Raw genomic sequence first — 1,391 nt, forward strand, 5'->3', positions numbered from 1 at the left:
ATCCCCTTACCGCTGATGCAGATCGCCATCGGCGCGTTACTCGCCTTACCGACCTTCGGTTTGCACGTTGAGTTCGACCCGGAACTCTTCCTCGTGCTGTTCATTCCGCCGCTGCTCTTTGCCGACGGCTGGAAAACGCCGACGCGCGAATTCCTTGAGCACGGGCGCGAGATATTTGGTCTTGCGCTGGCGCTGGTGCTGGTCACCGTGGTGGGTATCGGCTTCTTAATTTACTGGATGGTGCCAGGTATTCCGCTGGTGCCCGCCTTTGCGCTGGCCGCGGTGCTGTCGCCAACCGATGCGGTGGCGCTCTCCGGCATCGTCGGGGAAGGGCGCATCCCGAAAAAGATCATGGGCATCCTGCAGGGTGAGGCGCTGATGAATGACGCCTCCGGCCTGGTGTCGCTGAAGTTCGCGGTCGCCGTGGCGATGGGCACGATGGTCTTTACCGTCGGCGGTGCCACGGTCGAGTTCTTCAAAGTGGCGATTGGCGGCCTGCTGGCCGGTTTCGCCGTCAGCTGGCTCTATGGCCGTTCGCTGCGTTTCCTCAGCCGCTGGGGCGGGGACGAACCGGCTACGCAAATCGTGCTGCTGTTCCTGCTGCCGTTCGCCTCTTACCTGATTGCCGAGCATATCGGCTTCTCCGGCATTCTTGCCGCCGTCGCTGCCGGGATGACCATCACCCGCTCTGGCGTGATGCGCAGCGCGCCGCTGGCGATGCGCCTGCGCGCAAACAGCACCTGGTCGATGCTGGAGTTTGTCTTTAACGGCATGGTGTTCCTGCTGTTGGGCCTGCAACTGCCGGGCATTCTGGAGTCCTCGCTGGTGGCGGCAGAAGCCGATCCGAACGTTGAAACCTGGATGCTGTTTACCGATATCCTGCTGATTTACGCCGCGCTGATGCTGGTGCGTTTTGGCTGGCTGTGGGTGATGAAGAACTTCAGCCGTCGCTTCCTGACCAACAAGCCGATGGAGTTTGGCGCATGGAGCACCCGCGAGCTGCTGATTGCCACCTTTGCCGGTGTACGCGGGGCGATTACCCTCGCCGGTGTGCTCTCGATTCCGCTCCTGCTGCCGACCGGCGATGTCTTCCCGGCGCGCTATGAGCTGGTGTTCCTCGCCGCCGGGGTGATCCTCTTTTCACTCTTTGTCGGCGTGATTGCCCTGCCAATGCTGTTGCAGCGCATCGAAGTGCGTGACCACGCCCAGCAGCAGAAAGAGGAGCGCATGGCGCGCGCGGCGACCGCCGATGTGGCGATTGTGGCGATCCAGAAGATGGAGGAGCGCCTGGCAGCGGATACCGAAGAGAATATCGATACCCAGCTGCTGACGGAGGTGAGCTCGCGGGTGATTGGTAACCTGCGCCGCCGCGCCGATGGTCGCAATGATGC

1 protein-coding gene is annotated in these 1,391 nt (G+C 62.3%); it reads left to right on the forward strand.

Annotated features, from left to right (window positions below; translation table 11 throughout):
* The coding region (locus tag I53_RS27780) for a Na+/H+ antiporter (protein WP_051045099.1) at positions 1-1,391 on the forward strand (1,391 nt) is incomplete at both ends.

Origin of the sequence: Methylobacterium sp. B1, from assembly GCF_000333255.1 — a bacterium.
In the GTDB taxonomy this organism is placed as follows: domain Bacteria; phylum Pseudomonadota; class Alphaproteobacteria; order Rhizobiales; family Beijerinckiaceae; genus Methylobacterium; species Methylobacterium fujisawaense.